Raw genomic sequence first — 24710 nt, forward strand, 5'->3', positions numbered from 1 at the left:
CAATAGCGGGGCAAACCCGTTGCCTCAACCGCGCTTGTCGGTTCATGATTTGCCGATGACTGACATCCGCTGCTTCGACACCATGATGCACAACCGCATTGCCTTTCGCCACCTGCCACGCTCGCAGGTGGGCACCAGTCCGGCCGTGGTGTTCCTGCCCGGATACATGTCCGACATGGCAGGCAGCAAGGCCACGGCGGTGTACGAGTGGTGCCGGGACGAGGGGCGCGAATGCCTGCTGCTGGACTATGCCGGTTGCGGCCAAAGCCACGGTGAGTTTGCCGACCAGACTTTAAGCGAGTGGACCAACGACACATTGGACCTGATCGAGCACGTCGTGGCAGGGCCGGTGGTGCTGGTCGGCTCCAGCATGGGTGGCTGGCTGATGCTGGGCGCGGGCCAGGTGCTGCAGGAGGCGGACCGGCTGGCCGGGCTGGTGGGCATTGCCGCCGCGCCGGACTTCTCCGACTGGGGCTATTCCGACGAGCAGAAAACCTTGCTGCGGGCCGGAAAAACCGTCTTCGAAGCCAATCCCTATGGACCCGAACCCACCCCGACCCACGGGCGGTTCTGGCAGGATGCACAGCGACAACGCGTGCTGGGCAACCGGATTACGCTCGATTGCCCTGTGCGCCTGCTCCATGGTGAGCTGGATGCGGACGTGCCGAGCGCTATCGCATTCCGTCTCGCCACTGCCCTGCGTTCACAGGATGTGCAGGTGACTATCGTCAAGGGCGGGGATCACCGGCTGTCGCGCGATGGGGACATCGCCCTGCTGCTGCACACGCTGGCCTGGTTCAAGTAGGGTCTGCCGATGTTCCCCCTCGTTCTTGCTACGGTTCTCGCACTTGCCCAACAGGCCACTACCGCACCGCCCACCCTGGAACAGGACCGGCTGACCGCCTGCGTGACCGAGGCCCGCACCGATCCGGGGCAGGCGATCACCACCGCCTCCCAATGGCTGGAGGGTCTATCGGGCGTCTCCATCGCCGCGCCACAGCAGTGCCTGGGTTTTGCCTACATGGGCCTGCTGCGCTGGGATGCCGCCATGCTTGCCTTCCAGACCGCGCGCGATGCGATCGCCGTGGATGACAGGCTGGGTCGTGCGCGGCTGGGCTCGATGGCGGGTAACGCGGCATTGCAGGCCGGCCAGCAGCTGGTAGCCGAAGGGGCGTTTGCCGTTGCCATGGACGATGCGCTTGCGGGCGGCGATGCCCGGCTGGCCGGCCTGGCCGCAGCCGACCGGGCGCGTGCACTGGTGGCGCTGGGCGATGCGGCCGCAGCCGGCACGGCGCTGGCCCGGGCGCGCGAGCTGGCCCCGCAGGAGGCCGAGGTATGGCTCCTTTCCGCCACCCTGGCCCGGCGCACGGAAGACCTGACGAATGCCGCAAGCTGGATCGGCACCGCCGCCGCGCTAGCCCCGCAGGATGGTGCGATCGGGCTGGAAGCCGGCCTGATCGCCGCGCTGGCGGGCGACGACGATGCCGCGCGCTCCGCCTGGGGTGCGGTGATTGCGCTGGGCGGGCCGCAGGCAGCCACTGCCCGGCAATATCTCGCGCAGCTTGAAGAAGCGCCCGCCACGCCATAGCTTGCAGCGATGGTGCCGCTCAGCGTTCTCGACCTTGTCCCCATCCGCGAGGGCAGCGGCGCGGGCGAAGCCCTGCGGGCGGCGGGGCGGCTGGCACAGGTTGCGGAAGAGGCCGGCTACAACCGCTTCTGGATAGCCGAGCACCACGCCAGCCCCGGCATTGCCGGCGGGGCGACGAGCCTTGCCATCAGCCACATTGGCCACGTGACCAGCACCATCCGGATCGGTTCGGGCGGAATCATGCTGCCCAACCACAACCCCTTCGTGATTGCCGAGCAGTTCGGCACGCTCGATGCCCTGTTTCCCGGCCGGATCGACCTAGGCCTGGGCCGCGCACCCGGTGCCGCACCGATCCTGGGGCAGGCGCTGCGCAAGGATCTGGGCCGCGCCGCCGAATACTTCCCGCAGGACGTGGTTGAGCTTCGCGCCCTTTTGACCGGCGATATCGACCTGCCGATCCGCGCGACCCCCGGCTTCGGCTCACGGGTGGAGTTGTGGATGCTGGGTTCCAGCCTGTTCGGCGCGCAGCTCGCCGCGCAACTGGGTATGCCCTATGCCTTTGCCAGCCATTTCGCGCCCGATCACCTCGATGCGGCGCTGGCCACCTACCGCGAGCAGTTCCGCCCCTCGGCCTATCTCGACAAGCCCCACGCCATGGCGGCGATGACGGTGATCTGCGCCGAGACGGATGCAGAGGCCGAGCTGCTCGGTTCATCGCAGGACCAGGCCTTCGTGGCCCTGCGCACCGGTGATCCCGGCCCGCTGCCCCCGCCGGTGCCCGGCTATCGCGCCAGCCTGCCGCTGACCGTGCAGGGGATGCTGGATCGGCTTGGCGCAGCGCGCGCGGTTGGCTCACCCGCCACAGTGCGCGAGCGGATCGGCCGCTTCGTCGAGCGGACCCGGGTCGACGAGATCATCGTCTCGGGTGCGACCTATGATCCGCTGGCGCGGGAACAATCGTTACGGCTGACCGTGGAGGCACTGGGCGCGGGTGCCGCCGCCTGATCAGAGAACTGGTTGCAGATAAAACCAGTTTGGGGCTATGGCGCTGGCCAGGACCGAACACGGGCGAGAGAGGGATGATTGATGGCCAAGTCGAAGGCGCTGGCGCAGCTTGCCGAGCGGATTGCTGGCTCTATCCTCCCGGGTGAAGCGCCGCTGGCTGGCCCCGCGCTGGACCAGGTGGCCGCCTTCCTGCTGGAAGCCGCGCAGCACCGCGCCGAAGGCACCGGCAAGGTGCTGGTCCGCACCGTCACCGAGGGGCGGCGCCTTACCCGCGTGGCCGTGGTCAATCGCGACATGCCGTTCCTGGTCGATTCGGTCAGCCATGCCCTCGCCGCGCAAGGGCTGACGGTAGACTTGCTGGTTCACCCGATCGTGCCGGTTAGGCGCAAGGCCGATGGAACCCTTGCCACGCTGGGCACGGGAAACATTCCCGAAAGCCTGATCTACCTGGAAACCGACCGCATCGATGCCCGCCAGCGGCGCGCGCTGGAGGCCGAGCTGGAAGCCACGCTGGCCGATGTGCGCGTGGCGGTGACCGACTGGCCAAAGATGAAGGAGGCCCTCGCCGCCGATGCCGAACGGCTGGGCGAAGGCGAGGGCGCGGCGCTGCTGGCTTGGCTGGCTGGCGGTATGCTGACCCAACTTGGCCACGTGGTGCGTCGCAGGGATGGATCGCACCGCCAGGGGCTGGGCCTGTGCCGCCGGGCCGGGGGTGACCTGCTGTCGGATGATGGCTGGGCGCGCGCCTTCGCCCATTTCGCCAGGGCCGGCAAAAGCCGCCGGGCACCCGCCCCCCTGATCGTGAAAGCCAACCGCCTGTCACGCGTCCACCGCCGTGTGCCGCTGGACTTGTTCATCGTGCCGGTGATCGAGGATGGCGAAATAGCCGCGCTGGCTGCCCACGCCGGCATCTGGACCAGCGCCGCCCTGGCCACCCTGCCCGCCCAGGTCCCCGTGCTGCGCCAGCGGCTGGCGGCCATTGCCGAACGGTTTGCATTCGTCCCCGGCAGTCATGACGAGAAGGCGCTGGTCCATGCCCTCTCGGTCCTGCCGCATGACCTGGTGATCGGGTTCACGCAGGATGACGTGCTGCGGGTGGCCACGGCGATGATGGCGCTGGTCGACCGGCCGCGCCCGCGCGCCACGCTGGTCACCGCGCCGCTGGGCCGCCATGTGTTCGCCTTCGTCTGGCTGCCGCGCGACATGCTTTCCACCGCCACCCGGCTGCGGATCCAGGGCCTGCTGGAACGGGAGACTGGCACGGCCACGCTGGACTGGAGCCTCAGCGTTGAGGGCGGCAGCCTGGCGGTGCTGCGTTACGTGCTGGATGCACGCGAAACGCAGGGACAAGCCGATTCGGCCCGGGTCGATGACCGGCTGCAGACGTTGCTGCGCGGCTGGGGCGATGCGGTGGAGGAAGCGCTGGTAGCCGCCGGAGAAGAAGCCGGCCGTGCCGCCGCGCTGGCCATGCGCCATGCCGCCAGCTTCCCCGCCATCTACCGCGAAACCTATGGCGCAGCCGAAGCCGCGCAGGATATTGCCCGCCTGCGCCATCTGCCTGCCAGCGCCGGCAATCGCGCGGTGCGGCTCTATCGCCCGGTCGACGGTGCGCCGCAGGACCTGCGGCTGAAGGTCTACCAGGCGCACGGCCTGCTGGCCCTGTCCGACGCCGTGCCCGCACTGGAAAACTTCGGTTTCCGCGTGCTTGGCGAGGAGGCGACCATGCTGCAGGGCGCGGATGGCGGCACGATCCACGATTTCCACCTGGCGCTTCCCGCCGGGCTGGACGCGGCGCCGCTGCTCGATCGCGCCGCCGCAATCGAACAGGCCGTGGTCGCCGTGCTGGACGGCGCGGCTGACAATGACGTGTTCAACCGGCTGGTGGTGCAAACGGCCCTGTCCGCGGCCGAGGCGCAATGGCTGCGCGCGCTCTACCGCTATCTGCGGCAGGCCAATGCCACCTTCACCATCTACACCGTGGTCGATGCCCTGGCCGGTGCGCCGGAAGTGACCCGCGCCCTGGTTGCGCTGCTGCGCCAACGGCACGATCCCGCCTTTGCGGGAGACCAGGAGGCTGCCGTGAAGGCCACTTCCGAGGCGATCCGCGCCGGGCTGGCCAGGGTCACCGCGATCAACGATGACCGGGTGCTGCGCCTCTACTGGCAGGTGATAGAGGCGATCCTGCGGACCAATGCCTTCGCCCCCGCCGGCGATCCGGCGCAGGGCGGGGCGCTGGCCTTCAAGCTCGATTCCGCTCTGGTCCCCGGCCTGCCCAAGCCGGTGCCGTGGCGGGAAATCTTCGTCTATTCCGCGCGGGTCGAAGGCATCCACCTTCGCGCCGGCCCGGTGGCGCGCGGCGGCCTGCGCTGGTCCGACCGGCGCGACGATTTCCGCACCGAGGTGTTGGGCCTGATGAAGGCGCAGCGGGTGAAGAACGCGGTGATCGTGCCCACCGGGGCCAAGGGCGGCTTCTATCCCAAGCAATTGCCCAACCCGGCATTGGATCGCGATGGCTGGGCAGCCGAGGGCAAGGAAGCCTACAAGCTGTTCATCGCAACCCTGCTGTCGGTCACCGACAACATCGTCGGCGGCAATGTGGTCCATCCTGAAGGCGTGGTAGTGCGCGACGGGGAGGACCCCTATTTCGTGGTCGCGGCGGACAAGGGCACCGCCACGTTCAGCGACACGGCCAACGCCATCGCGCAGGAACGCGGCTTCTGGCTGGGGGATGCGTTCGCCAGCGGCGGTTCGGTGGGTTACGACCACAAGGCGATGGGCATCACCGCGCGCGGGGCCTGGCTGTCGGTCCAGCGACATTTCCTTGAAGCCGGCACCGATGTGCAGAAGGACCCGGTGCGCGTGGCCGGCTGCGGCGACATGTCGGGCGACGTGTTCGGCAATGGCATGCTGCTTTCCAAGACGATCAAGCTGGTGGCGGCCTTCGACCACCGGCACATCTTCCTCGATCCCGAGCCCGATCCGGCGGCGAGCTGGAAAGAACGCAAGCGCCTGTTCGGCCTGCCGCGATCGAGCTGGGCGGACTACAAGGCCGACCTGATCTCGAAGGGTGGCGGCGTGTTCCCCCGCAGCCAGAAGAGTATCCCGCTGAGCAAGGAAGTGCGCGCCCTGCTGGGCGTGACCGCCAGCGAGATGGACCCCGAAAGCCTGATCAGCGCCGTGCTGAAAGCGCCCGTGGACCTCCTCTGGTTCGGCGGCATCGGCACCTACATCAAGGCGACGGCGGAAAGCCACGCGGCAGTGGGCGACCACGCCAACGACGGGCTTCGCGTCGATGCCGGCGAAGTGCGGGCGGGGGTGATCGGCGAGGGGGCAAACCTGGGCATGACGCAAGCCGCGCGCATCGAATACGGCCTGCTGGCTGGCCGATCCAACACCGACTTCATCGACAACTCCGCCGGGGTCGATTGCAGCGACAACGAGGTCAACATCAAGATCGCCCTTGCCGCCGCGCAGGCCGATGGCAAGCTGCCCGAGCCCGAACGGCGCAAATTACTGGCGGCGATGACCGACGAGGTGGCCGGGCTGGTGCTGGAGGACAATCGGCTGCAGGCGCTCGCCCTGTCGGTGGCGCAGACCGGCGGGGCCGCAGCCACGGCATCGCAAGTGCGGCTGATCGAGACGCTGGAAGAGCTGGGCCAGCTTGACCGCAAGACCGAAGGCCTGGCCCCCAGCGACCTACTGCTCCGCCGCGCCGCCGATGGCCAGGGGCTGACCCGGCCCGAACTGGCCGTGCTGCTGTCCAGCAGCAAGCTGGCGCTGCAGGCCGATCTGGAACTGGGCACCCTGGCCGATGACCCGGCAGCCGAAGGGCTGCTGCTGGCCGACTTCCCGCTGCAGATGCGCGATGGCTTTGCCCCCTATCTGCGTCAACACCGCCTGCGGCGCGAAATCGTGGCGACGTGCCTTGCCAACCGCATGGTCAATCGGCTGGGCCCGGTGCACCCGTTCGAGCTGGCCGAGGAGGAGGGCGCGACCCTTGATGAGGTGGCGCGGGCTTTCCTGGCCGCCTGCCTGCTGCTCGATGCCGACCGCCTGTGGGACGCGATAGACAGCGCGAAGATGCCCGAAGCTGCCCGGCTTGCCCTGTTGGCCGACATGGCGCTGGCGCTGCGCAGCCACATGGCCGACGTGCTGCGATCGGGCGGCGCCCGCCACGGTGTGGCCGCGCTGGTCGAGGCTGTCGGCCCGCAGGTCCACGCCCTCTCCGGCGAGGTGGACGAGACGCTGGGCGAGGAAGCGCGCAGCCAGGCCGCAGCCATTGCCGGCCGGCTGACCGCGCTGGGCGCACCTCCTCGCCTGGCCGGGCAGGTGGCGCACCTCTTCGCGCTCGACGGGGCCATCGGCATTGCCAGCCTGGCACGTGAAAGCGACCTCGCACCGCTGCCGCTGGTCCATGCCTTCGTGGCTGTGGGCGAGGTGCTGGGCATCGACTGGGCGCAGGGCCAGGCCGCCCTCGCCAGCCCGCAGGACCCGTGGGAGCGGTTGCTGGTAGCCGGCCTTGCCCGCGACTTCCAGCAGATGCGCGGCGACCTGCTGCGTCGCCTGGTCGCTAGCCACCAGGGCAAGGCCGACATCACCGCATTGGTCTTTGGCTGGGCTGCCACGCACGAGGCAGAAGTGCGCCGTTTCCGCCAGATGGTCGACCGGGCCCGGGAGAAGGCGCCCGTGGCCCCCACAGTGCTGGCGCAGATCGCCAGCCAGGCGCGCGGCCTGCTGCAACGCGCTTGACCTGAGCCACGGCCCGCGCGAAGTGCGCTGGCATGATCAATGCCGCTGATGTCGTCATCGTGGGGGCCGGGCACGGCGGGGCGCAGGCTGCCATCGCGCTACGCCAGCATGGCTTTGCCGGTTCCATCGTCCTCCTCGGCCGCGAGGCGGTGCCACCCTATGAGCGCCCGCCGTTGTCGAAGGACTATCTTGCGCGCGAGAAGACGTTCGAGCGGATCCTGATCCGGCCCGAAGGCTTCTGGGCGGAAAAGGCCATTACCCAGATGCCCGGCAAGGCCGTGGTGAAGGTGGACCCACAGGCAAAGACCCTGCACCTCTCGGGTGGAGAGAGCCTTGCCTATGGCACTCTGATCTGGGCCGCCGGAGGGGATCCGCGCCGCCTGTCGTGCCCGGGCGCAGACCTGGAGGGCGTGCTGGCCGTGCGCGACAAGGCCGATGCCGATGCGCTGATGGCCGCGCTTGATGCCGGCAAACGCCGCATCGCCGTAGTCGGCGGCGGCTATATCGGGCTGGAGGCGGCCGCCGTGCTGACCAAGCTGGGATGCACGGTCACCCTGCTGGAAGCCCTGCCTCGGGTGCTGGCGCGAGTAGCGGGGGAGGACCTGTCGCGCTTTATCGAGGCGCAGCACGTGGCCCACGGGGTGGACCTGCGGCTCGATGCCCAGGTGGAATGCCTGCTGGACAACGGCGCGGGCCACGTGGCCGGCGTTCGGCTGGCAGGCGGCGAGGAGATCGCGGCCGAACTGGTGGTGGTCGGCATCGGCATCGTGCCCGCCGTGGCCCCGCTGATCGCGGCTGGCGCTGCCGGCGGCAACGGGGTGGACGTGGACGAGTTCTGCCGCACCAGCCTGCCCGATGTTTACGCCATCGGAGATTGTGCCGCCCATGCGAACGCTTACGCCGATGGTGCGGTGATCCGCCTCGAAAGCGTTCAGAACGCGCATGACATGGCCGCCGTGGTCGCCAAAGCGATCTGCGGTGACCGGCAGGCCTATGACGCGCTGCCCTGGTTCTGGTCCAACCAGTATGACCTGAGACTGCAGACCGCCGGCCTTTCCACCGGGCATGACACCGTGGTAGTGCGGCAGGGGGCCGAAGGCAACGACATGGCGGTTGTCTACCTGAAAGGCGGGCGGATCGTGGCAGTGGACGCGGTCAACCGCACTCGCGACTATGTGCAGGGGCAGAAGCTGATCAAGGCGAAGGCCGTTATGGATGCGGACAAGCTGGCCGATCCCGATGTGGCACTGAAGGACGCAATCTAGAGCCGCGCCCTAGAGCCGGTGCAGCGCCCAGCGGGCGGCATCGGCCACCACCTCGTCCGGATCGTCGAGCAGCGCCGCCACATGCGCACGCAGCGCCGGATTGCGCGAGTTGCCCGCCGCATAGAGGCAGTTGCGGACGAACCGGTTGCGCCCGATGCGCTTGATCGGGCTGCCGGAAAACTTCGCCCGGAAGGCCGCGTCGTCAAGCGCTAGCAGCTCGTCGAGCCTGGGCGCCACCAGGTCTTCGCGCGCCACGAAAGCCATGTTGCGCGCCGCCACATCGGCAAACTTGTTCCACGGGCATACGGCCAGGCAATCGTCACAGCCATAGATCCGGTTGCCCAGCGCCTCGCGGAACTCCTCCGCCACCGGCCCCTTGTGCTCGATATTCAGGTAGGAAATGCACCGCCGCGCGTCGATCTGGTAGGGCGCAGGAAACGCATTGGTGGGGCAGGCCACCTGGCACGCAGTGCACGATCCGCAGCGGTCCTTGTGCGGCTGGTCGGGCACGAAGGGCACCGTTGTATAGATCGCCCCCAGGAACAGCCACGAACCGTGCGTGCGGCTTACCAGGCAGGTATGCTTGCCCTGCCAACCCAGCCCGGCCGCCTGGCCCAGCGGCTTTTCCATCACCGGCGCAGTATCGACGAACAGTTTCAGCTCTACCGGGATGCCGCGCTTCTCCCCCTCGGCAGTCAGCCAGCGGGCCAGCGCCTTGGCCGCCTTCTTCAGCACATCGTGATAGTCCCGCCCCTGGGCATAGACCGAGATGCGCGCCTTCTCCGGATCACCCTCCAGCGCCAGCGGGTCGCCATCGGGGCAATAGGACATGCCCAGCGCGATCACGCTGTCCGCCGCCGGCCACATGCTATGCGGGCCCTGGCGCACGTCGGCCCGGTCGGCCATCCAGCCCATCGTGCCGTGATAGCCTGCCGCCAGCCATTCGTGCAGCCGCCGGGCCACCTCCGGATCGTCTGTGGCGGGAGCAAAGCCCACGGCGACGAAGCCCAGCCGGGCTGCCTCGGCCCGCAGGTCTTGCTGAAGCGACATGATGTCGCCCGCGTTAACCATATTGACCTTGCTGCTGTTCATTGTTGGCCTGTACCGCGCGGGAATGGATTTTCCCACCACCACGCCCGAACTGGCGATCGAAGCGCGCGGCCTGGTCAAGCGGTTCGACGAGACGCTGGCGGTGGACGGGGTGGACCTGGCCGTGCCGCGCGGGTCGATCACCGGCATCCTGGGGCCCAACGGTGCGGGCAAGACCACCACTCTTCGGATGCTGCTGGGCATCATCGATCCGGACGAGGGCTATCGCCGCGTACTGGGGCACGACAATCCGCGCGATGTGGCGCGCCTGATCGGCTACCTGCCCGAGGAGCGGGGCCTCTATCCCTCGATGAAGGCTTATGATGCCATCGGCTACATGGGTGCGCTGCGCGGCCTGCCGCTCAAAGAGGCGCGCAACCGGGGCCGCGCCCTGCTGGAAGAGCAGGGCCTTGGCCACGCGGCCGACCGGCAGATCCGCCAGCTGTCCAAGGGCATGGCGCAGATCGTGCAGCTGCTGGGCACCCTGGTCCACGAACCGCAACTGGTGGTGCTGGACGAGCCGTTCTCCGGCCTCGACGCGATCAACCAGGGGAAGTTAGAAGTGCTAATCCGCGGCCTGGCGGACCGGGGCGTGACGGTAATCTTCTCCACCCACGTGATCGCCCATGCCGAGCGCCTGTGCGAAGGCATTGCCATCATTGCCGGCGGCAAGGTGCCCTTTGCCGGCCGGGTGGACGAAGCACGCGACCGGATTCCTGCCCAGGTGCGGCTGGAAACCAGTGCGGACGCTGGCCCCTGGACCGCCGCTCTCCCTGCAAGCACCCGCAAGGTGGGCCAGTTCCGTTTCTTCCCGCTGCCCGAAAGCGGGATCGAGCCGCTGCTGAAAGCCCTGATCGAGGGCAACGCGGGCATCCGCTCGCTCTCCATCGAACGCGCCGGCCTGCACGATGCCTTCGTGGCCATCGCGGGCGAGGCCGCCGCTGCCCGGCTGGTCACCGACGCCGGACAGGACGAGGAGCAGGCCGCATGAGCGGCGTAGAGATCACCGCCGCCAATGGCCGCCTGCCGCTGTGGCGCGCCGCCTGGGTGGTGGCGCGGCGCGATTTCGTGGCCATCCTGTTCAGCCGCGCATTCATCTTCTTCCTGCTGGGACCGCTGTTCCCGCTGGTGGTGGGCAGCCTGGCCGCCGGGGTCGGCGGGCAGGTGCAGAACCAGATCCTGTCCGCCGACGTGGGCCTGGCCATGCCGACGCCAGATGTGGACGCGATGCTGGCCGCGCGCGAGGAACTGGCCGGGAAGCTGGGGCCCGCAATCCCGCCCTTCGTGGTGGTAAGACGCCTGCAACCGGGCGAGGATTTCGCCGCCGCCCCGCTGCTGGAAGGGCGCGAGGGGCAGCTTGCCGCCATCATCACCGGCACGCTGGACCAGCCCACCCTGACCGCGCCCGAGGCCAATCTGGCCCGCTGGAGCGGAACCGTAGCCTATATCGCCGCCACCGCGCGGCAGGAGCAAACGCTGGCCTATCCCCCCGTCGGTACCGTGGCCGTGGCCACCAGCGGGGCCGACCAGAACCGGGGCCGATATGGCACGGCGCGCACGGGCCAGGTGGTATTGTTCATGCTGATCATGCTGCTGGCGGGCATGGTCCTGTCGAACCTGGTCGAGGAAAAGGGCAACAAGATCATCGAGATCCTGGCCGCCGCCGTGCCGATGGACGCGGTGTTTATGGGCAAGCTGTTTGCCATGCTGGCGATCAGCGTGGTGGGCATAACCGTTTGGGGCACCGCCGGGGCCACGCTGCTAGCCATCGGAGGGCGGTCGCTCGAGGATCTTGCCAGTCCCGGGGTGGGCTGGCCGCTGTTCCTGGCGCTGGCCGCCGCCTATTTCGGCATGGGTTACCTGCTGCTCGGCGCGATCTTCCTGGCGGTGGGGTCCATGGCGGCGACAGTGCGCGAGGTACAGACCCTCTCGATGCCCGTGACCATGAGCCAGATCCTGGTGTTCCTGTTTGCCAGTGCAGCGCTGACCAGGCCGGGCGAATGGGTGGACCATGCAGCCATGGTTTTCCCGCTCAGCTCGCCTTTCGCCATGCTGGGCCACGCGGCGATGGATGAAGCGGTGTGGCCGCACGTCTTGGCACTGGCGTGGCAGGGGGCCTGCGTCGCCCTGTTCGTCAAGCTCGGGGCGGGGCTGTTCCGCAAACGGGTACTAAAGTCCGGGCCGCAGGGTGCTTCCCGCAAGTCGCGCTCGCTGGTAACACTGGTGCGCGGATTGTTCAGCAAGGGTTCGGCTGGCTCCGCGTAAGGAGCACGGCATGACAACAGACAAGCTCTCCCGCCGGTCGCTGCTCGGCTGGCTGGCCGTCGGCGCCGCCATGCCGGTGATCGCCGCCTGCGGGGCCACCACCAGCGCCCGGGCGCAGGGTCGCTTCCGCGTGAACTACACGGCAGAAGAGTGGCGCCGCCGCCTTGGTCCCGCAGCCTATCGTGTGCTGCGCGAGGAGGGTACCGAGCGGGCCTACTCCAGCCCGCTGAACGAAGAGCACCGCCGCGGCATGTTCCACTGCGCGGGGTGCAACAACGCGGTCTATTCATCGGCCCACAAGTACGACAGCGGTACCGGCTGGCCCAGCTTCTGGCAGGAGCAGCCGGACTCGATCGGCTATACCACCGACTATCACCTGGGTTATCCGCGCCGTGCGATCCACTGCGCCGATTGCGGCGGGCACCTGGGCCACCGGTTCGATGATGGCCCCCGCCCCACGGGCAAGCGGCATTGCATTAACGGCGTGGCGCTGACCTTCCGGCCCGTCTGACGCGCGATCAGCGGAACAGGTCGGGCTGCTGGATCTTGGCGACGATGTGCGCCAGGTCTCCGAACTGGAAGGTATCCTCGAACACCAGGCCATAGGCGTTTTCGCGCCGCCAGCGGACCTTGGCGTTGACCTCGGGCAGGCCCATCGCAGCGCTCGGCCCGGCCAGCTTCACCCGCTGGTCGATAGCGAAGCGTTCGCCGCACAGCACCTTGGCTCCCTGTTGCGAGAGGTCGATCAGCCGCCCGTCGGCCACCAGGCCGCCGGCAGACAGCTTCACCCGCATGTCGAGGTTCACGCGGATCGGCCGCTTGGTGTAGCGGCTGGGTCCTTCCAGCAGCCGCCCGATATCGGCGCCTTCGACGAATTTCAGGCCCGCGCGGTCATCCTGCTGCCACACCAACTCCAGCCGGTGGCGATCGCCGTTGGGGAATTCAAGTTGCAGGTATTCGTTCTGCGGCAGGGCATGGAACAACCGGATGTTGACCCCGCTTTCCGAGGCATCCCGCACTATACAGAGGAACTCGCCATCGCGGCTGACCAGCTTGGCGGCCCGCATCAGCAGGGTATAGCGCGGCGCCTGGCGCAGGTCGCGCCCCGGGGCTTCGGCGTCCGACGCCGGAAATTTGCCAGAATTATCAAGGCGCCAGGCTTCGGCCATATTGTCTCCAATCTTGGCCGCGTGCAGCCCCCGGCTGCCACGCGAAGATTATCACTGATCCCGCCGAATATTTATCACCCCAAGCGTTGCCGAATTCATAACGCGCGTGAACGTTGATCGCTCAATTCATCGCAATTCTGCAGGGGTGTGAGAGGCGCGGCTTGGGTCCCGACCGATCCCCCGGACCGGTCCGGCCGGTCGAGCTGGTGCGAGCGGCGGGACTCGAACCCGCACGTCCAAAGGACAGGGGATTTTAAGTCCCCGGCGTCTACCATTCCGCCACGCTCGCATGTGTTCCCGCCAGCTAGCGGGATTGGGCCACGCTTACCAGTAGCGCTTGCTGGCTATCTCGGCCCCCTGAGCCAGGGCGGCCAGCTTGGCCCACACAACCGCCGGGTCCAGGTTATTGCTGCCGGCATGGACCGAGAAGCCGCAGTCCACCCCCGCCATCACCCGTTCGCGGCCCAGCAGGTCGGCGTAGCGGCCGATGCGCTGCGCGATCAGCTCCGGGTGCTCGATATAGCTCGACTGGGGTTCGATCATGCCTGGGCAGAGGATCTTCCCTTCCGGCAGGGAATTCTCCTCGAACCAGGCGAACTCGTGGTTGTGGCGCGGGTTGGCCCCCTCCAGTAGAACCGCCTGCGGCTTTGCACTCCACACGATATCGGCAATGTCGCCCAGCGGCACGTCGCAATGGTGCGGGCCGGGGTAGTTGCCCCAGCACAGGTGCATCCGGCACTGTTCCGCCGGAATGTTGCGGAGCGCATGGTTGAGCGCTGCCACATTCATGCCGATGCGCTTGCGGAAATCTTCGAGTGACAGGTGGGTGAACTGCACGTGGCGGCCCATCGCCAGGTCCGGGCAGTCAACCTGCAGGGTGATCCCGGCGGCGGCGATCGTCTCGTATTCGTGACGCAGTCCTTCGGCCAGGGCGAAGACGTATTCCTCGTCAGTGGCGTAATACTGGTTGGGAAAGAACAGAGCGGTCACGCCGGGGCTGGCGGCTGACATGAAGGTCTCCTGACCTGCAGCCAGCCGGTTCAGCCGTTCCGCATCCTGCCGCGGAGCTTCCATGTCGATGACGGTAATCGGCGCGGTGCAGGCGGGGGCGGAGCGTTTGGCGCGGCCCTTGTTGCCGAATACCTGGGCCTTGGCACCGGGAAACTCTTCCAGGTCCTGGAATTCGTACTGCCCGGCCTCGCCGCCAAAGCCCGAGAGGCGGTGCTTGATATAGGTGGCATAGCTGGGCTTGGACATCTCGCCATCGCCCACCACGGTGATGCCGGCCTTCACTTGCTCGGCGATAACTGCGGCAGTGGCGCGGTCGATCGCTTCGTCCAGCGCCGCCTGGTCGACCTCGTCGCCGCCCTCGCGGGCGAACATCAGGTCAAGCAGGTACTCCGGACGCGGCAGGCTGCCGGTGTGGGTGGTCTTGAAGCCGGTCAAGACAGCTCGGCCCGCACGATGGCCGCGCCGTCCACCATGGCCTTCATCTTGCCGAAGGCCACCTCGCGCGGGAGGTACTTCAGGCCGCAGTCCGGGGCTACGATGACCTTCTTCGCATCGATGTGCGGCAGGGCGCGGCGGATGCGGGCAGCGACCGTCTCCGGCTCTTCCACCGCGTGGGTGGAAAGGTCCAGCACGCCCAGGATGATGGTCTTACCCGGCAGTTGCTCCAGCACCGCGGTATCGAGGTTGCTCTGCGCGGTCTCGATGCTGATCTGGCAAACGTGGCTGGCCGCCAGTTCGGGCAGGAAGGAATACCCTTCGGGCCGCTCGTGGATCAGGTGGGCATAGCCGAAGCAGATGTGCAGCGCGGTGGTGCCGGTGACGCCTTCCAACGCGCGGTTGAGCGCCTTCAGGCCATAGGCCCGTGCCTTGTCTGGCCGCGCCTGCATGTAAGGTTCGTCAAGCTGGACCACATCGGCCCCGGCGGCGAACAGGTCATTTACCTCGTCACGCACGGCATCGGCATAGGCGAGCGCCAGCGCTTCAGGGTCACCGTAATAGTCGTCCTGCGCCTGCTGGCTCATGGTGAAGGGCCCGGGCACGGTGATCTTGATCGCCTTGGCGGTGTGCTGCTTCATGAACTCCACATCGCGCACCTGCACGGCATGGCGGCGGCTGATCGGACCGATCACCCGCGGCACCGGCACCGGTTCGCCCGACCGGTCGAGCGCGGTGCCGTGGTTGTCCATGTCCACCCCGTTCAGCGCCGTGGCAAACCGGTTGGAATAGCTTTCGCGCCGCATCTCGCCATCGGTGATGATGTCCAGGCCTGCCCGCTCCTGCTCGTGGATGGCATAGATGGTGGCATCGTCCCACGCCTCTTCCAGCAGTTCGCCTTCCGGAATCCGCCACAGTTCCTTCATCCGGGTGCGCGGCGGGAAGCGGCCGGCCAGAGCCTGGCGGTCGATCAGCCATTCGGGCTGGGCATAGGAACCGACCAGTGAGGTCGGCAGCAGGGGCAGGGTCATGGTCTCTCCGCTTCTTGTATCTATTGCACCCGCCGCCCGCCCGTTTCGGGCGCGGCAGCCAGGTCAATCAGGCTGTGACGGCGCCTTTAGCGCACCAGCTCCCCGCCGGTACCGCCACCGGCAGCTTCCACCGCGTCTGACCGGAAATCGTTGTTGCTTGTGTGATCACCCGCCAGCCAGCGCTTCAGCTCCGCATGGGCCTTGGCGCGGCGCGCGGCCTCGCCGGCGGGCGCGCGCGGATCGTCATGGGTGAATTCCACGGTCATGCCATTGGGATCGACCACATAGAGCGAGCGGCAATAGCCGTGCTCCAGCACATAGGTGGCTTCCAGCCCCGCCGCCTCGATCCGCGCGGCAATCTCGTCCTGCGTCTGCTTGTCGACGTTCAGCGCCAGGTGGATGAAGGGGCTGGCGGGAATATCCGGGCCGAACAGCGCCTGGTCTTCCGGATCGGCGAACTGGAAGAAGGCCAGCGCGCCGCCATCGGCAATGCCGAAGAAGCAATGGCAATAAGTGCGCACCTTGCCAAACAGCTCGTCGCTCTCGCACCAGGTGGCCACCAGCGGCAGGCCGATGATGTCCTCATAAAAGGCGCGGGTGGCCTCAAGGTCCTTGGTGACATAGGCCGTGTGGTGCAGGCGGCTTGGCAGGTTGCCCATCGTTCTCTCCCTCAAACTTACGTGCGGCCGATTCCAACGACCGTTATTGTTCGCAGCCTATCAAATCGGCGGGCTGGCGCAATTCACTTGCGCCCGAGAATTTCCGCATTGTCCGCGCCAAGCTCGGGCGGCGGTGTAACACTGTCCTGCACCTCGCCATCGAAGCGGATCGGGCTGCGGATGGTGCGGAAGGTCCCGCGCGGCCCTTCGCCTTCCACCACCAGCTGGTGATGCGCGGCCAGATCCCCCTCGACCACTTCCTTGCTGGTATAGACCGCGCTGTGCGGCACCTCCAGCCGGGTCAGCGTCTCTTCCCAATGGGCGCGCGGCTGCGTGGCAAAAATGGGGGCCAGGAAATCCACCACCTTCTCGTAATTGGCGATCCGCGCCGGGCGGCTTTCGAACTCGGGCCGCTGGAGCATGTCGGGCTGGCCCACGGCGGTGGCGAGGTTCTCCCAGAACTTGGGAGGTGAGGACATATGCAGCGCAATCCAGCCGCCGTCCGCGCACTGGAACACGTAGCTTTGCGACACGTGCGGGCGGCTCCACGGGCCCATGACCTCCTCTACGCTGAGGTAATGGGTGAAATCGTCGAGGTTGAAGTGGCTCATCGCCTCGAACATGCTGGTCTCTACCTTGCGCCCGCGCCCGGTCTTCTCCCGCTCGTACAACGCGGCCAGCACGCCATAAGCGGTATAGAACCCGGTCACCGCATCGCCGATGGCGGGGCCGACCACACGCGGGTTGGCGGGGTTGACCAGCAGGCGCAGGAAGCCGGTGCAAGCCTGCGATACGGTGTCGAAGGCCGGGCGGTCCTTCCAGGGGCCATCGCTGCCAAAGCCGGTGATGGTGGCATAGACCAGCCGCGGGTTGATCGCCTGCAACCGCTCTGCATCCACGCCCAGCCGCTCCGCCACGCCGGGGCGGAAGTTTTCGATGAACACGTCAGCCCCGCGCACCAGCTCGTCCAGTGCGGCCAGGTCCTCGGGGTTGGCCTTGGTGTTGAGCGTAATACTCTTCTTGTTGCGGTTATAGGTCTGGAAATGCGGCGAATAGAGATCGCCCTTGAAGGCGCGGAACGGGTCGCCCGTCTCGGGCATCTCCACCTTGATCACCTCGGCCCCAAGGTCCGCCAGCAGCATGCCGCAGGCCGGGCCGGTGATGAAGGTGCCCATGTCGAGCACGCGAATGCCTGCCAGTGGTCTTGCCATTTGTCTCTCCCTGATCGAAGCACTGGCTAAAGTTTCAATCCGGAGAGAGCAATGCGCATCGGCAAGCAGGACCAGCCTTTTTCAGCGATTTGCACCAGCGATGCCGACAGCATCACCGTGCGCGGGCTGGACTTGTGCGGGGACATCATCGGCAAGTTCGATTTCTCCAGCTACTTCTGGTTCCTGGTCACCGGCCAGCAGCCGAACGAGCAGCAGAGCTTCTTTTTGAACGCCGTGCTGTGCGCGCTGGCAGAGCATGGCCTGGTCCCCAGCGTGGTCGCCGCGCGGATGACGCTGGCCGCCGCGCCGGAGGCGGTGCAGGGCGCGGTGGCGGCGGGACTGCTGGGCTGCGGCAGCGTGGTGCTGGGCAGCGCAGAGGTGGCCGGACGGTTCTACGCCAAGTGCGTGGCCGACCAGCGGGCAACGGGCGATGACCTCCACACCGTGGCCGTGCGCCAGATCACCGAGCTGCGGCAGACCACCAAGGCCGTGCCCGGCTTCGGCCACCCGCAACACTCCGAAGGGGACCCGCGCGCCAACTTGCTGTTGAAGCTGGCCGACGAACGCGGCGTGAGCGGCGAACACGTGGCCATGATGCGCGCCCTGCAGGCCGCGCTCCCGGAAACGGTGGGCCGGTCGCTCCCGGTCAACGTCAACGGCCCGATCCCCGCGATCATGCTCGACCTCGGTTGGCCGGTGGCGGCGCTGAAAGGCATCGGCCTGCTGTGCCGGACAGCGGGCCTGATCGGCCACCTGACCGAGGAGGCCGAGCGGCCCATCGGGTTCGTATTGAGCGGGGCTGCGGCGCAGGCGATTGGGTATGATGGGGAGTGAACGATGAGCGGCCGTCCGCCCGGTGACAAGGAGCGCGCAATTGGGCGCTACATTCGCTCCAAATTCGGTTCCGACACATCGGTGCATCGATACGCTGACGATAGCGGGGACGTTGACCTTTTCCTTGTTTCAGGTCGCGATTGCCCTGTCGCTGGAGTGACTTCCTTTGGCACCGTTGGATTGGCCCTTTACCCGTTCGATTTTCATGGCAGTTCGCTGTCCGTGGAACTGCTTGGCGCGTGCTCAACCATCACGGAGGGGTTTGATCGCGTAATCTCAAGTTGTGCCATCGAATGTATGAAGAATGGCACTTCTCTGCCAATCGAAAGCATCGTTCCCGACGTGATCTCACAGTACGGCCTCTCGGATACAATGCGCCACATCGTCCTCACCTCTCCGTTTTTGTGGGAGGGTTTCGAAACAGCCTTGAGTTTGGATGCGCTAACCGTTCATTGGCTAATGGCGGTACCGATCTCAGATAGCGAAATGCGGTATTGCAAGACATCGGGGTTCGAAAATCTGGAAGCCGAGTTTCTCAAGCATCAGATAGATGTTTTTGATCTGTCCCGTCCTTCAGTCATTTAGCCCCCAACCCTAACGCCCGATACAATCCCCCTTGCCAAGCCTCCCGCCCCCTCGCACAAACGGAAGCGGGAGAGAGTCAACAATGACCGCTGGTGAATTCGACTACATCGTTATCGGCGCAGGCTCGGCCGGGGCCTGTGTGGCGGCGCGGCTGGGTGAGGATTCCTCGAAAACCGTCTGCGTGCTTGAGGCGGGCGGGCATGACAGCCATCCGTTCATCCACTTGCCCAGCTTCGTCGCTGCCGCCATTGGCCGCAAGGAGACCAACTGGCGGTTCGAAACCGTGCCGCAGGCCGGCATGGCGGGCCGCAGGATCGGTGTGCCGCGCGGCAAGGTGCTGGGCGGCTCTGGCGCGATCAACGGCATGGTCTATTTCCGCGGCCACCCGACCGATTACGACGACTGGGTCGACGCGGGCTGCAAGGGCTGGTCCTATGCCGAAGTGCTGCCCTATTTCACCCGGACCGAGCATAACGAGGACTATCCGGAGAGCGTGTTCCACGGCAAGTCGGGCCCCATCAACGCCAAGATGGTGGAGGGGCCGAACCAGCTTAATTACGATTTCATGGATGCGCTCGCCTCGCTCCAGTTCAAGGCCTGCCCCGATTTCAACGGGCCGGACCCGGAAGGCTATGGCCGCCGCCAGGGCCTGATCCGCGATGGGCGGCGCGAGACGACAGCAAAGAACATGCTGCGCCCCGCGATGGCGCGCGGCAACATTCACGTGCAGACCGATGCCCAGGTGGCGCGGATCGTTGTCGAGAACGGCCGCGCGGTCGCGGTGGAGCTGGCAGATGGCCGCCTGGTCCGCGCCCGGCACGAGATTGTGCTGAGCGCCGGCACAGTGCAGACCCCGCAGATCCTGATGCTGAGCGGCATCGGCCCCGCGGCGCACCTGAAGGAGCATGGCATCGAGGTGGTGGCCGACCTGCCCGGCGTGGGGGGCAACTATCACGACCATGTCGCCAGCCCGATGCACATGGAGACCGATGACATCACCAGTTACGGCATCAGCCCCTGGGCCATGCCGCGCAACGTGTTCTGGTTCTTCTACTACCTCGCCACCCGCAAGGGCCCGCTGGCGGGCAACGTGTTCGAGAGCGTGGCCTTCCTGCGCACCGATCCTTCGCTGGCCAAGCCGGACGTGCAGTTCGTGTTCCAGCCGGCCAAGCGGCTGACCAACCCCAAGGTGCCGTTCCCCATCGGCCACGGCTTCGGCATCAGCCCGGTGGCGCTCTATCCCAAGAGCAGGGGGACGGTGCGGCTTGCCAGCGCCGAGCCCACGGCAGCGCCGCTGATCGACCCCAACCTGCTCAAGGAGCCGGAGGACATCCTCCCCCTGATCCGCGCGCTGAAGATCGCCCGCGCCGCTTTCGCCGCACCCAGCTTCGCCCGCTACAAGGCCACAGAGGCCGCGCCCGGCCCGCAGTGCGACAGCGATGCCGAGTGGGACGCCTATATCCGCGAGACCGGCTATACCGTGCATCACCCGGTGGGCACGGCGAAGATGGGCGATGCCAAGGACCCGCTGGCCGTGGTGGACCCCCAATTGCGCGTGCGCGGCATTGCCGGGCTGCGGGTGGCCGATGCCTCGGTGATGCCTAGCGTCATCGGTGGCAACACCAATGCCCCCTGCGTGATGATCGGCGAACGCTGCGCCGATTTCATCCTGGGCAAGGCACCCCTGCCCGCCGCAGAGCTGCCGCCCGAGAGCGTGGCCCGCTATAAGCCCAAAACGACCAAAGCCGCCTGAGGGAGAGACAGATGGCCCGCGACACCATGATGAGCTGGCAGGTGGGCGACGTGACCGTCACCCGCATCGTCGAGCTGTATGACTTCGTCGACAACATCAACATGACCATCCCCGACGCGACACCCGAAGAGGTGATCGCGATGAAGTGGCTGCACCCGCACTATGCCACGCCCGATGGCCAGCAGCGGCTGAACTTCCAGGGCTTCGTGGTGCAGGCGCCGGGCAGGAACATCGTGGTTGACAGCTGCATCGGCGCCGGTCGCCAGCGCGATTTCGACGTGTTCTGCAACCTGCCCGAAGGCTTCCTGGAAGACCTCGCTTCGCTGGGCCTGGAACGCGAGGATATCGACACGGTGATGTGCACCCACCTGCACTTCGACCACGTGGGCTGGAACACCTACAGGGATCCGGACAGCGGCGAGTACAGGCCGACCTTCCCCAACGCGCGCTACCTGTTCGGGGCCAAGGAATACGAGGCCTGGCAGACGGTAATCCGGCACGATGGCGTGCATTCGGATACCCACCTGGTCGAATGCGTCGATCCCATCGTGGCGCTGGGCATGGCCGATTTCATCGACGCGCATCACGAAATTGCGCCGGGTATCACCACTGAACCCAGCCACGGACACACCCCCGGCCACGTCCACGTGTGCATCGAAAGCGCCGGCAGTCGCGCCGTGATTACCGGCGACCTGATGCACCATCCCATGCAGTGCGCCGTGCCGCACCGCGATGCGACTTTCGACATGGACAAGGATGCCGGGCGCGCCAGCCGCATCGGCTTTGTCGATAAGTACCGCGACAGCGGCGTGCTGGTAATCGGCGCGCACTGGTTCGATCCCACCGCGGGGCACATCGAGACCGGGCCGGACGGGGAAACGTGGTTTCACGGGCTGGGGATCTAGCGCCATGAAAGAAGTGGTCCTGTTCCCCTATGACATCTTCACCCCCGACGCGGTGAGAAATGCCCGCGCGGTGGATGATGAGGTGCGCGAATTCGCCCCCGCCGTGCGGCTGCACGATGGCACGGTGATGATCGCGCGGCACAAGGACGTGACCGCCGGGTTGCTCGACTGGCAGACCTTCTCCAGCGCCAGCCGCCCGTGGCACGATCCCAACAGCCCCCGCCCGGAAATCCTCCTCACCGACGATCCGCCCCGCCACACCCAGGTGCGCAAGGTGGTGCAGGATGCTCTGTCCCCCCGCGCGCTGGAGCGCACCAAGCTGGTGTTCCAGCAGGCAGCCGAGGAGTTCGTCGCCGAACTGCGCGAGCGGGAGGGCGAAGTGGTCGATGCCGTGGGCGAGATCACCCAGGCCTTCATCTTCCGCGTGCTGCCCGATGTGCTGGGCCTGCCCAAGGAAGGCCGCCACCACATGCACGGCTTTTCACAGATGGTCTGGGCCACGATGGGCCCGCCGGGCGAGCTGTTCGACGAAGCGATGCAGGCCGATTTCTCCGCTGTGATCGAATGGCTGGGCACGGCCTGCGACCGTTCCGCGCTGGATCCCGAAGGCATCGGTGAGACAATCTTCCAGGCGGCCGATCGTGGCCAGGTGACGATGGACGAGGCCAAGCTGCTGTTGCAGACGATCCTCTCCGCAGGGGCCGATACCACCTATCTCACCATGGCCAATGCCATCCGCGCCTGGGCCTTGTTCCCCGAGCAGTACGAAAAGCTTCGTGCCGACCCTAAGCTGCTGCGCAACGCTTTTGATGAAAGCCTGCGGTGGGATTCGCCCAGCCGCATGGCCGGCCGCATCGCCACGCGGGACGTGGAGATCGATGGTTACCTGGTCCCCGCCGGCACCCGCTGCGGGCTGATGTTCGCCGCCGCCAACCGCGATCCGCGCTACTGGTCCGATCCGGAGAAGTACGACATTACGCGTGACAACAAGCACTCGCTGGGCTGGGGCTATGGCGTTCACGGCTGCGTGGGCCGCACGCTGGCGCAGACCGAGGCCCAGGCCTTCCTGGGTGCGCTGGTGCGCGAAGTGGCCGCGTTCGAAATCGCCGGCGAGTATCAGCCGTGGATGACCACGGTCGGCCACGGACCCATCAGCCAGCCGGTGCGTTTGACCTTCTCGCAATGACCGCACCCGTCACCCGCATCGACGCCATCCGCTATGCCCGGCACGAACGGTCGGCAGCGGCCAACTTCGTCGATGCGGTGGACGATCACGACCTGCCCATGCCGCTCGATTACTATGTGTGGGCGATCCATCGCGAAGGTCACCCGCCGGTGATCGTGGATACCGGCTTTGGCGAACAGGCCGCCGTGGCGCGTGGCCGCACGATCACCCGACCAGTGGCGCAGGGGCTGCGCGATGCGGGGATCGATCACCTGTCGGTGGAGCACGTGATCCTCACCCACCTGCATTACGATCATGCCGGGTCGATCAGCACCTTTCCCAATGCCCGCTTCCACGTGCAGGATGCGGAGATGGCTTTTGCCACGGGCCGCCACGTGTGCTCCGACACCACCCGCGCCCCGTTCGATGGCGAGCCGGTGGCCCAGCTTGTCCGCCGCCTCTATGCCGATCACGTGGTGTTCCACGACGGGGACGAGGAGTTCGCCCCCGGCATCCGGCTCTATCAGGCTTCCGGCCATACCGCCGGGATGATGGTGGTGGTGTGCGAGACGGCGCGGGGCGACGTGGTGCTGGCGAGTGACGTGGCCCATCTTTACGCCAACATCACCCGTTCCATTCCCTTCCCGATCTTCGTGGACATCGATGCCTATGTGGCAGCGCAGGACAAGGTTCTGCGGCTGGTCGATGGCAGCCTGGACCACGTGATCCCCGGCCACGATCCGCTGGTGCTGGCCTGCTTTCCGACAGAAAACGACATTGCCCGGGTGGACCTGGCACCCCACCGGCCCATTGCGGAGGTGCTATGACGACGATCGGATTTCTCGGACTAGGCCGCATGGGTGCGCCGATGGCGGCCAACCTGCTCAAGGCCGGCCACAAGCTGCTGGTGCATGACGTATCGGCCGACGCGGTCGCCGCGCTGGTCGCCCAGGGGGCGGAGGCGGCCGGATCGACCGCCGTGCTGGGCGAGCGGTGCGATGTGGTCTTCACCAGCCTGCCTACGCCGGCCATCGTGCGCGAGGCGGTACTGGGGGCCGATGGCGTCTGCTCGCGCGGCCACCCCCGCGTGTTGTGCGACCTTTCCACCAGCGGCCCGCAACTGGCGGCGGAACTGGCGGCGGCCTTGCCCGATGTGGCCTGTTTCGATGCGCCGGTTTCAGGCGGCATCAAGGGCGCGGTGGAGGCGACGATCTCGATCATGGTCGGCGGTCCGCAGGTGATCTACACCGAAACGCTGGAGCCGCTGCTGAAGCTGATCGGCAAGCCCACGCACATGGGCGAGGCACCAGGTGCCGGGCAGACGATGAAGCTGGTCAACAACCTGCTGGGTGCCGTGGCCATTGCCGTGACTGCGGAAGGCATGGCCTTCGGCATCAAGCAGGGGTTGGACCCGGCCAAGATGATTGCGGTGCTCAACCAGTCAACCGGAATCAATTCGGCCACCCGCGACAAATGGCCGCGCTCGGTGCTCCCCCGCAGCTTCGATTTCGGCTTTGCTGCCGCACTGAGCCTGAAAGACACCCGCCTGCTGCTGGACGAGGCAGCGGCAGCGGGGGTGCCGCTGCCGCTGGGGGGTATCGTCGAAGACTATCTGGTCCGCACGCTGGAACGCGAGGGCCCGCAGGCGGACTTCACGGCCATCGCCAAGATCGCCGAGGAAGCAGCCGGGCTGGATCCGGAGCGCGCCGTTTAGGCTGCGGCGGCAGCTTCGGCCCGCCGACGCGTAGTTTTTCGCTCTGCCTTGCTCGCGGCGCTGCTGCCCTCAGCCTGCCGCTTGTCGTAATAGCGCTTGGCCAGATAGCCGCCCGCGCCCAGCACCACGATTGCGGGCAGTGACAGGCGGCGCACCAGCGGCGCGGCCAATGCCCCCATCACGGCACCGGTCGTTCCGCCAAAGGCGCTGGTGAACTTCGAGGCTTCCGCACCGGCAGCGGCACCCAGGATCTTGCCAAACATGTCGATTCTCCTTT

22 protein-coding genes and 1 tRNA gene are annotated in these 24710 nt (G+C 67.0%); 15 read left to right on the plus strand and 8 right to left on the minus strand.

Annotated elements, in window-relative coordinates:
• The first annotated feature begins 55 nt into the window (after positions 1-55).
• From GRI99_RS01915 to GRI99_RS01935, 5 genes are all read left to right on the plus strand, one after another.
• Positions 56-805 (plus strand): alpha/beta hydrolase, encoded by a 750-nt coding sequence (locus GRI99_RS01915; protein WP_160770310.1) that lies wholly within the window; start codon positions 56-58, stop codon positions 803-805.
• A 9-nt stretch (positions 806-814) separates the two neighbouring features.
• The gene (locus tag GRI99_RS01920; RefSeq protein WP_160770311.1) at positions 815-1588 is read left to right on the plus strand and encodes a hypothetical protein; all 774 of its coding nucleotides are present in this window, start codon (positions 815-817) and stop codon (positions 1586-1588) included.
• A 9-nt stretch (positions 1589-1597) separates the two neighbouring features.
• Complete coding sequence (locus GRI99_RS01925; protein WP_160770312.1) at positions 1598-2593, plus strand: LLM class flavin-dependent oxidoreductase; 996 nt, start codon at positions 1598-1600, stop codon at positions 2591-2593.
• An 81-nt stretch (positions 2594-2674) separates the two neighbouring features.
• Positions 2675-7342: an NAD-glutamate dehydrogenase gene (locus tag GRI99_RS01930; protein WP_160770313.1), complete on the plus strand. Its 4668-nt coding sequence runs from the start codon at positions 2675-2677 to the stop codon at positions 7340-7342.
• Positions 7343-7374: 32 nt separating this feature from the next.
• On the plus strand, positions 7375-8607 hold the full coding sequence (locus GRI99_RS01935; RefSeq protein WP_160770314.1) for an NAD(P)/FAD-dependent oxidoreductase: 1233 nt from the start codon (positions 7375-7377) through the stop codon (positions 8605-8607).
• A gap of 9 nt (positions 8608-8616) precedes the next feature.
• Here the strand turns inward: GRI99_RS01935 and queG are convergent, their stop codons facing one another.
• The gene (gene queG, locus GRI99_RS01940; RefSeq protein ID WP_160770826.1) at positions 8617-9678 is read right to left on the minus strand and encodes a tRNA epoxyqueuosine(34) reductase QueG; all 1062 of its coding nucleotides are present in this window, start codon (positions 9676-9678) and stop codon (positions 8617-8619) included.
• A 43-nt stretch (positions 9679-9721) separates the two neighbouring features.
• Between queG and GRI99_RS01945 the strand changes: the two genes are divergently transcribed.
• The 3 genes from GRI99_RS01945 to msrB are packed head-to-tail and all read left to right on the plus strand — an operon-like array spanning position 9722 to position 12472.
• Positions 9722-10687, plus strand: coding sequence for an ABC transporter ATP-binding protein (locus tag GRI99_RS01945; RefSeq protein WP_160770827.1), 966 nt, complete (start codon positions 9722-9724; stop codon positions 10685-10687).
• Positions 10684-11961, plus strand: coding sequence for an ABC transporter permease (locus tag GRI99_RS01950; protein ID WP_160770315.1), 1278 nt, complete (start codon positions 10684-10686; stop codon positions 11959-11961). Before GRI99_RS01945 ends, GRI99_RS01950 begins: the two co-directional genes overlap by 4 nt.
• Before the next feature lie 10 nt (positions 11962-11971).
• On the plus strand, positions 11972-12472 hold the full coding sequence (msrB, locus tag GRI99_RS01955; protein ID WP_160770316.1) for a peptide-methionine (R)-S-oxide reductase MsrB: 501 nt from the start codon (positions 11972-11974) through the stop codon (positions 12470-12472).
• 7 nt (positions 12473-12479) lie between these two features.
• Here the strand turns inward: msrB and GRI99_RS01960 are convergent, their stop codons facing one another.
• From GRI99_RS01960 to GRI99_RS01985, 6 genes are all read right to left on the minus strand, one after another.
• A complete protein-coding gene (locus GRI99_RS01960) occupies positions 12480-13130 on the minus strand; it encodes a PilZ domain-containing protein (RefSeq protein ID WP_160770317.1) in 651 nt (216 codons plus the stop codon).
• 204 nt (positions 13131-13334) lie between these two features.
• Positions 13335-13419, minus strand: a tRNA-Leu gene (locus GRI99_RS01965).
• A gap of 35 nt (positions 13420-13454) precedes the next feature.
• Complete coding sequence (locus GRI99_RS01970; RefSeq protein WP_160770318.1) at positions 13455-14576, minus strand: cobalamin-independent methionine synthase II family protein; 1122 nt, start codon at positions 14574-14576, stop codon at positions 13455-13457.
• Positions 14573-15607 (minus strand): uroporphyrinogen decarboxylase family protein, encoded by a 1035-nt coding sequence (locus tag GRI99_RS01975; RefSeq protein WP_160770319.1) that lies wholly within the window; start codon positions 15605-15607, stop codon positions 14573-14575. Before GRI99_RS01975 ends, GRI99_RS01970 begins: the two co-directional genes overlap by 4 nt.
• Before the next feature lie 86 nt (positions 15608-15693).
• Positions 15694-16266: a VOC family protein gene (locus tag GRI99_RS01980; protein WP_160770320.1), complete on the minus strand. Its 573-nt coding sequence runs from the start codon at positions 16264-16266 to the stop codon at positions 15694-15696.
• An 83-nt stretch (positions 16267-16349) separates the two neighbouring features.
• The gene (locus GRI99_RS01985) at positions 16350-17477 is read right to left on the minus strand and encodes a CaiB/BaiF CoA transferase family protein (protein WP_160770321.1); all 1128 of its coding nucleotides are present in this window, start codon (positions 17475-17477) and stop codon (positions 16350-16352) included.
• A gap of 51 nt (positions 17478-17528) precedes the next feature.
• On the opposite strand from GRI99_RS01985, the gene GRI99_RS01990 reads away from it, so the two are divergent.
• From GRI99_RS01990 to GRI99_RS02020, 7 genes are all read left to right on the plus strand, one after another.
• Positions 17529-18311, plus strand: coding sequence for a citryl-CoA lyase (locus GRI99_RS01990; RefSeq protein ID WP_160770322.1), 783 nt, complete (start codon positions 17529-17531; stop codon positions 18309-18311).
• Between the two features lie 3 nt (positions 18312-18314).
• On the plus strand, positions 18315-18896 hold the full coding sequence (locus GRI99_RS01995) for a suppressor of fused domain protein (RefSeq protein WP_160770323.1): 582 nt from the start codon (positions 18315-18317) through the stop codon (positions 18894-18896).
• 82 nt (positions 18897-18978) lie between these two features.
• Positions 18979-20649 carry a GMC family oxidoreductase gene (locus GRI99_RS02000; protein ID WP_160770324.1) on the plus strand — a complete coding sequence of 557 codons (1671 nt, stop codon included), beginning with the start codon at positions 18979-18981 and terminating at the stop codon, positions 20647-20649.
• Positions 20650-20660: 11 nt separating this feature from the next.
• Positions 20661-21554, plus strand: coding sequence for an MBL fold metallo-hydrolase (locus tag GRI99_RS02005; protein ID WP_160770325.1), 894 nt, complete (start codon positions 20661-20663; stop codon positions 21552-21554).
• Between the two features lie 4 nt (positions 21555-21558).
• Complete coding sequence (locus tag GRI99_RS02010) at positions 21559-22740, plus strand: cytochrome P450 (protein WP_160770326.1); 1182 nt, start codon at positions 21559-21561, stop codon at positions 22738-22740.
• The gene (locus GRI99_RS02015; protein ID WP_160770327.1) at positions 22737-23546 is read left to right on the plus strand and encodes an N-acyl homoserine lactonase family protein; all 810 of its coding nucleotides are present in this window, start codon (positions 22737-22739) and stop codon (positions 23544-23546) included. The genes GRI99_RS02010 and GRI99_RS02015 overlap by 4 nt, the downstream gene beginning before the upstream one ends.
• Positions 23543-24433: an NAD(P)-dependent oxidoreductase gene (locus tag GRI99_RS02020; RefSeq protein ID WP_160770328.1), complete on the plus strand. Its 891-nt coding sequence runs from the start codon at positions 23543-23545 to the stop codon at positions 24431-24433. The genes GRI99_RS02015 and GRI99_RS02020 overlap by 4 nt, the downstream gene beginning before the upstream one ends.
• Here GRI99_RS02020 and GRI99_RS02025 read toward each other — a convergent pair.
• Positions 24430-24696 carry a hypothetical protein gene (locus GRI99_RS02025; protein WP_202392891.1) on the minus strand — a complete coding sequence of 89 codons (267 nt, stop codon included), beginning with the start codon at positions 24694-24696 and terminating at the stop codon, positions 24430-24432. The two genes, GRI99_RS02020 and GRI99_RS02025, sit on opposite strands and share 4 nt — an antisense overlap.
• Between the last annotated feature and the right edge of the window lie 14 nt (positions 24697-24710).

It is taken from the genome of Alteraurantiacibacter buctensis, from assembly GCF_009827655.1.
GTDB lineage: Bacteria > Pseudomonadota > Alphaproteobacteria > Sphingomonadales > Sphingomonadaceae > Alteraurantiacibacter > Alteraurantiacibacter buctensis.